General features: G+C 64.5%; 7 protein-coding genes. 2 read left to right on the plus strand and 5 right to left on the minus strand.

Annotated features, from left to right (window positions below; all coding sequences use genetic code 11):
* The first annotated feature begins 198 nt into the window (after positions 1 to 198).
* Both Q0349_RS03315 and Q0349_RS03320 read left to right on the plus strand, forming a co-directional pair.
* Complete coding sequence (locus tag Q0349_RS03315) at positions 199 to 636, plus strand: histidine phosphatase family protein (RefSeq protein ID WP_298079456.1); 438 nt, start codon at positions 199 to 201, stop codon at positions 634 to 636.
* Positions 637 to 688: 52 nt separating this feature from the next.
* The gene (locus Q0349_RS03320) at positions 689 to 1,396 is read left to right on the plus strand and encodes a hypothetical protein (protein WP_298079457.1); all 708 of its coding nucleotides are present in this window, start codon (positions 689 to 691) and stop codon (positions 1,394 to 1,396) included.
* A gap of 460 nt (positions 1,397 to 1,856) precedes the next feature.
* Here the strand turns inward: Q0349_RS03320 and Q0349_RS03325 are convergent, their stop codons facing one another.
* The 5 genes from Q0349_RS03325 to Q0349_RS03345 form a co-directional block, all read right to left on the minus strand.
* On the minus strand, positions 1,857 to 2,990 hold the full coding sequence (locus tag Q0349_RS03325; protein WP_298079458.1) for a hypothetical protein: 1,134 nt from the start codon (positions 2,988 to 2,990) through the stop codon (positions 1,857 to 1,859).
* Complete coding sequence (locus Q0349_RS03330; protein WP_298079459.1) at positions 2,987 to 3,433, minus strand: cytochrome c-type biogenesis protein; 447 nt, start codon at positions 3,431 to 3,433, stop codon at positions 2,987 to 2,989. The genes Q0349_RS03325 and Q0349_RS03330 overlap by 4 nt, the downstream gene beginning before the upstream one ends.
* A complete protein-coding gene (locus Q0349_RS03335) occupies positions 3,430 to 3,894 on the minus strand; it encodes an OsmC family protein (protein ID WP_298079460.1) in 465 nt (154 codons plus the stop codon). The genes Q0349_RS03330 and Q0349_RS03335 overlap by 4 nt, the downstream gene beginning before the upstream one ends.
* Positions 3,895 to 3,907: 13 nt before the next feature.
* Positions 3,908 to 4,294, minus strand: a complete 387-nt coding sequence (locus Q0349_RS03340) for a VOC family protein (protein WP_298079461.1) — start codon at positions 4,292 to 4,294, stop codon at positions 3,908 to 3,910.
* A 141-nt stretch (positions 4,295 to 4,435) separates the two neighbouring features.
* Complete coding sequence (locus tag Q0349_RS03345) at positions 4,436 to 4,972, minus strand: DsbE family thiol:disulfide interchange protein (protein WP_298079462.1); 537 nt, start codon at positions 4,970 to 4,972, stop codon at positions 4,436 to 4,438.
* Positions 4,973 to 5,138: the final 166 nt, after the last annotated feature.

Below are 5,138 nucleotides of genomic sequence, written 5' to 3' on the forward strand. Positions count from 1 at the left end.
GGTTGTACGGCGAAGCGGCGCAACACCGTATGAGGCTTTCGGTGGATGGCTATAACTCTGTACAGTCTTCGGCGGCGCGCCATGTACAGAACTTGGTGAGTATCGCTATACAATGCCCGTCGGCACACGGCTGTCTGATGCGGCGGCAACCATCAGCCCGCTCGCAGCTATTCCCCTTGAACCTGCAAGGAGTCCACCATGCAACTCATCCTTTGGCGCCACGCCAGCGCCAGCCACTACACCGGCTACGACCGTGCGCTTGACCCGGTTGGCCACAAACAGGCCGAGCAGGGCGGGCAATGGCTCGCCGCGCATTACCCGGCGATGCCCGTTTACACCTCCGCCGCGCTGCGCGCCCAGGAAACCGCGGCGCATTACCCGTTTCCTTCTGCCGCCTTCAGCGCGCTCAATCCGGGCAAATCCGCCCATGCCATTCTTGATTTCCTCACAGAGACAGGCGAGGAACGGCTGATTGCCGTCGGCCACCTGCCGTGGATTGGCCAACTGGCGGCGCAATTGCGCGGCGAACACGGCTACTTTCCCTTCAACCACGGCATGATTCTGGTCTTTGACGGCGATGCCGCCAGCGGCTGGCAGATGACTGCCTCGTTCCAACCGCAACCGGTCAGCGGCTGATGCCCGCCCGTGTCTGCAACCCACCGAATCCCCACACACAACAGGAGAACCCATGCGACATTTAACCCTCCTCACCCTGGCGCTTGCTGCCCCCGCCTTCGCTGCCGATAGCGCCGAAGCGCCCGCTGCGCTGAATGAGGCGTTGGTAACGCCCGCCGCCGAAACTGATAAACCGACGGGCGAGAGCTCGCCTGCCATTGAAGCCGCCAAACGCGCTGCGGAAGCGGCCGCCGCCAAACCGGCAAACGAAACTGCACCCACCGCCGAGGCCGCCGAACCGGGCGTATTGGCCGCAACGCCTGCCACGCTCCCGCCCGCAGCGACGAAACCGCTGACCAAAGACGCTCTGGTGGGCGCCTGGACGTGCAGCACCTCCTACCCGGCGCTGTCCGCCCGCCTCGACGAGCATTACGAATTTCGCGTCGATGGCAGCGCCGAAAGCGACGGCATGATGACCTTTTTCCTGAAAGCCGGGCTGTTGCACTACGACGTGCATAACAAAGATCGCTGGTCGCTGGCCGATAACACGCTCACCATCGACATCAGCGATTACACCGTCATCCGCGCGCTCAAACCGCGCATGGCGGAGATACTGGCGAAGTCGCCCGAACTCACCGCCTACGAGGAAAAACTGTTCGCCAGCCTCAATCATGGCAGCAAAAACGGGCGCATTCGCCTCACAATCACCAGCCATGACGCGCAATCGCTGCAGATGCACGATGAAAGCGGCAACCTGAGTGAATGTTCGCGCCCACAATAACGGCGACATTGCGCAAAACCCCCGCTAGCGCGTGCTACCGGGGGTTTTTGTTTGCGACGGGTTTGGCTCCCGCCTGCTCATCCAGACTGCGACACGGATGCCGCCGACACATCTTGACCACACGGACGTTGCAAAACCTGGCTATAGCCATCCACCGAAAATCGCAGACAAGGCGCGTCGCTGTAGCCGCAAAATCGTCGTCATCACCCAGATGGCGCGCCGAGGCGCACCCTATGGCGGTTTTTGTGCGTAGGGTGTGTGGCGGCGCAGCCGACACGCACGCGGAGGATTTTGCATCGGGAACCGCGTGCGTGCCTGCGGCACACACCCTACGCGCAGCGGAGCCATAGCGATACACGCAGTTCTGTACAAGGCGCGCCGCCCCGCTGGCGGTGCCTTTCAAGGTGGGCGAGCAGGATGGTTGTGCCGCTGCCGTTGAGCAGGGAGCGGGACGGCGGCGTTACGGCAAATCGAGGGTGAGGGTGGCGTCGCCGCTGGCGGTTGCCTGTTTTTCGGCGAGGCGTTGGCCGCTGACGTTGCCGTCGGCGCTGAGTATCGCGCGGTAGGTCAGTTGCGGGTGGGTGGCGAGGCTTTCACCGGTCATGCTGTCGCGGTCGGTCAGTTGCAGGGTTTGTGTTAGCGCTGGCGCGGTGGCGCGTACCGCTATCGGCATCCGTTCGCCCGGCAGGCTGGCGCTGACGTAGAGGCGGGCGCTGGCGGGCAGCGTGGCGAGTGTGTCGGGGTGGATGTGGACGGTGATGGTCGGCGCGTTGATGGCGGGTTCGGCGGTGTCGCCGTCGGCGGGGATGAGGCGGTAGAGCGGGTGGTCGGGCGCGAGTTCGCGCCGCAATTCCGCCCACAGCGGCGCGGCAAGGTCTTTTTTGTCGCTCTGGGTGTAGCCGGCGGCGAGCAGGATTTTCGCCAGCGGGTTTTGGCCGCTTTGGCGGCGGAGGATGGTTTCGACGTCGGCGGGCATGGCTTCGCCGGGGTGGGCAAAGAGGCGGGTTTGCGCGTAGTCGAGGGCGAGCGCGTCGTCGCCCGGATTTAAGCGGCGGGCGCGGGCGTAGATGTCGGCGGCAATGCGGTACTGGTTGTCGCGGGCGTAGCAGCGGGCGAGGGTGGTGAGTTGTCCAGCGTCGTCGCGGTCGATGCGCTGTTGGAGTGCCTGGCAGTAGATGGTGAGGCTTTCGGCGGGGATGTTTTCGATGTCGCCGAGGTATTGGCTGCGCTGGAGCACGGGCGCGAGTTGGCGGGTGAGGTCGTACCAGCGGCGGTGGTTGGTGGTGTCATTCAGTTGCCAGAGCAGCAGCGCGGCAGCAGCGGCGAGCAGCATCGCCGGAATCATCCAGCGCGGCGGGCGCGCGGCGCGGGCGGGTTTGCCGGCGCGCAGGTTTTTCAGCTCGTGGTAGAGGCGGTAGTCGTGTTCGTCCTGGTTGGCGGGGTCGGCGGCGCTTTGTTCGCGCCAGGCGGCAATCAGCGCGCGTTGTTCGCTTTGGTTGTCGGCAGGCGGGGCGGCGGGACGGCGCAGGCTGGCGCGCAACAGCGGCGCGAGCGCAGCGAGGGTGAGCAGGAGCGGCGGCAGGTAGTAGTTCATGTGGCGTCGTCAATCCATTGTTGTAGTTGGCGTTTTTCTTCGTCGCTCAGACGCGCGCCGTTTTTGCGGCGGCGTCCGGCGAGCCAGAGGGCGAGCGCGATGAGCATCGTCAGCGGTGCGCCGCCCCAGAGGATGAGGGTTTGGCTTTTCAGCGGCGGATCGTAGTGGATGAAGTCGCCGTAGCGTTCTTGCAGCCAGTGGTTGATGTCGCTGTCGCTGGCGCCGTCGCGGATGCGCGCGGCGATTTGTTCGCGCAGTTGGCGGGCGAGCGGCGCGTTGGATTCGGCGATGTTGCTGTTTTGGCAGGTGGGGCAGCGGATGTTTTGGATGAGGTGCTGGTAGCGGGTGTTTTCGACCGGGTCGCTGAAGTCGGGCGCGTCGTTCAGCGCGGCGTGGAGCGGCAGGGCGAGGGCAAGGAGGAGGGCGAGGAGGCGGCGGATCATGCTTGTTCGATGTGGGCGTCGATGGTGACGGGGCAGTTCAATGTGTTGGCGATGTAGCAATCGCGGTGGGCGTCATGGTGCAGGGCGAGGGCAAGTGCCGGGTCAGACGCGGCACTGATGGTAACGCGCGGTTTGAGGCGAATAGCGGTCATGCGGCCTGCGGCTTCGTTCATTTCGGCTTCGGCGTCGTCGCTGTAGGCAAGGACGGTGATGCCGTGGTCGGCGCAGTGGTGCAGGTACCAGAGTTTGTGGCAGGCGGAGGCGGCGGCGAGTAGCAGTTCTTCGGGGTTCCAGCGGGCGGGGTCGCCACGGTAGGCAGGGTCGGCGGAACCGGGGATGTCCGGCTTGCCGGGGGCGCGGTGGATGTGGTCGCGGCTGTAGGCGGTGTAGTGCGCTGTGCCTGCGCCGAGGTTGCCCGTCCATTCGGTGCGGGTGTGGTAGTGGTGGGTTTTGGCTTTCATGGTTTTGGGCTGTTTAGATGGTGATTTCCAGCAGGTTGCCGTCCGGGTCGGCGACGACGCTTTCGTAGTAGCCGTCGCCGGTGGTGCGCGGCCCGCTCAGGCAGGGATAGCCGTCGGCGACGAGTTGTGCGGTCAGGCGGTCAACCGCTTCGCGGCTGCCGACGCTGAAGGCGCAATGGATGTAGCCTTCGCGCATCATCCGTTCGCCGCCGGGGGCGAGGCCGGGACGGGTCATCAGTTCGAGCCGCGTTGCGCTGTCGGGGAAGGTGAGGAAGTATGTTTGCAGGCCGGTTTTGGGGTTGTGGTAGCGGTCGTTGGCGGTCGCACCGAAATGGCGTTCGTAGAAGGCGCGGGCGCGTTCGAGGTCGGCGGTGTAGAGGGCGATATGGTCTATTTTCATGGGTGTGTGTCGGGGTTCAGGGGTTAGGGCAGGCGGTGTGAGGGGGCTCTGCGTGTCAGCGGTTTGGTTTTCTTCACCCCGGCCTTGCGGGGGAGGGAGCCGTTCGGTGGTCATTGCGGCTGCGGTGGGGCAAACCCCACCCTACGGGTTTTTCAGCAGCGGCTGGAAGTGTTCTTGCCAGATTTGCGGGGTTAAGGCGCCGGCGTGGCGGTAACGGATGGTGCCGTCGGCGGCGATAAGGTAGGTCTCCGGCGCGCCATAGACGCCCAAATCGGTAATCAGCGTGCCGTTTGCGTCGCGCAGGCTCAGGCGGTAGGGGTTGCCGTGGCGGGCGAGGAAGGCGGTGGCGTCTGCGATTTCGTTGGCGTTGTCCGCCGGCCAGTTGATGCCGACGATGGGGATTTTTTGGCCGAGTTGGAGCAGGTAGGGGTGTTCGTCGTGGCAGGCGGGGCACCAGCTGCCCCAGATGTTGAGCAGGTAGGGCTCGCCTTGCGGCAGGTCGGCGCTGCTGTGGCGGGTGTTGTCGCTCTCGAGTGCAGGCAGGTCAATCGCGGGCAGTGCCTTGCCGGTGGTGACCGACGGCAGTTCTTGCGGGTCTTTGCCGAGGCCGCTGACAAAGAGGGCGATGAGCGCGGCGAAGGCGGTGAGGAGGGTAATAGCGATGGTTTTGCGGTTCATGGTTATTTTGTGGGATCGGTTTTTGTGAGTGGCTGTAGGTTGATGGGAATAAATTTGAAACAAACCTGTCTGGCGTATTTGCGTAACGAACTGAAACGAGGCAAGCCACCGATATGCTCCCTCCCCCTGTGGGGGAGGGTTGGGGGTGAGGGCAGCAATCCATTGA

It is taken from the genome of uncultured Cardiobacterium sp., assembly GCF_938028185.1.
Taxonomy (GTDB): domain Bacteria; phylum Pseudomonadota; class Gammaproteobacteria; order Cardiobacteriales; family Cardiobacteriaceae; genus Cardiobacterium.

Coding starts and splice junctions, on each gene's coding strand:
- Q0349_RS03335 (WP_298079460.1), bottom strand. CDS start 3,894: ATGAAAGCCAAAACCCACCACTACCACACCCGCACCGAATGGACGGGC.
- Q0349_RS03340 (WP_298079461.1), bottom strand. CDS start 4,294: ATGAAAATAGACCATATCGCCCTCTACACCGCCGACCTCGAACGCGCC.
- Q0349_RS03330 (WP_298079459.1), bottom strand. CDS start 3,433: ATGATCCGCCGCCTCCTCGCCCTCCTCCTTGCCCTCGCCCTGCCGCTC.
- Q0349_RS03325 (WP_298079458.1), bottom strand. CDS start 2,990: ATGAACTACTACCTGCCGCCGCTCCTGCTCACCCTCGCTGCGCTCGCG.
- Q0349_RS03315 (WP_298079456.1), top strand. CDS start 199: ATGCAACTCATCCTTTGGCGCCACGCCAGCGCCAGCCACTACACCGGC.
- Q0349_RS03345 (WP_298079462.1), bottom strand. CDS start 4,972: ATGAACCGCAAAACCATCGCTATTACCCTCCTCACCGCCTTCGCCGCG.
- Q0349_RS03320 (WP_298079457.1), top strand. CDS start 689: ATGCGACATTTAACCCTCCTCACCCTGGCGCTTGCTGCCCCCGCCTTC.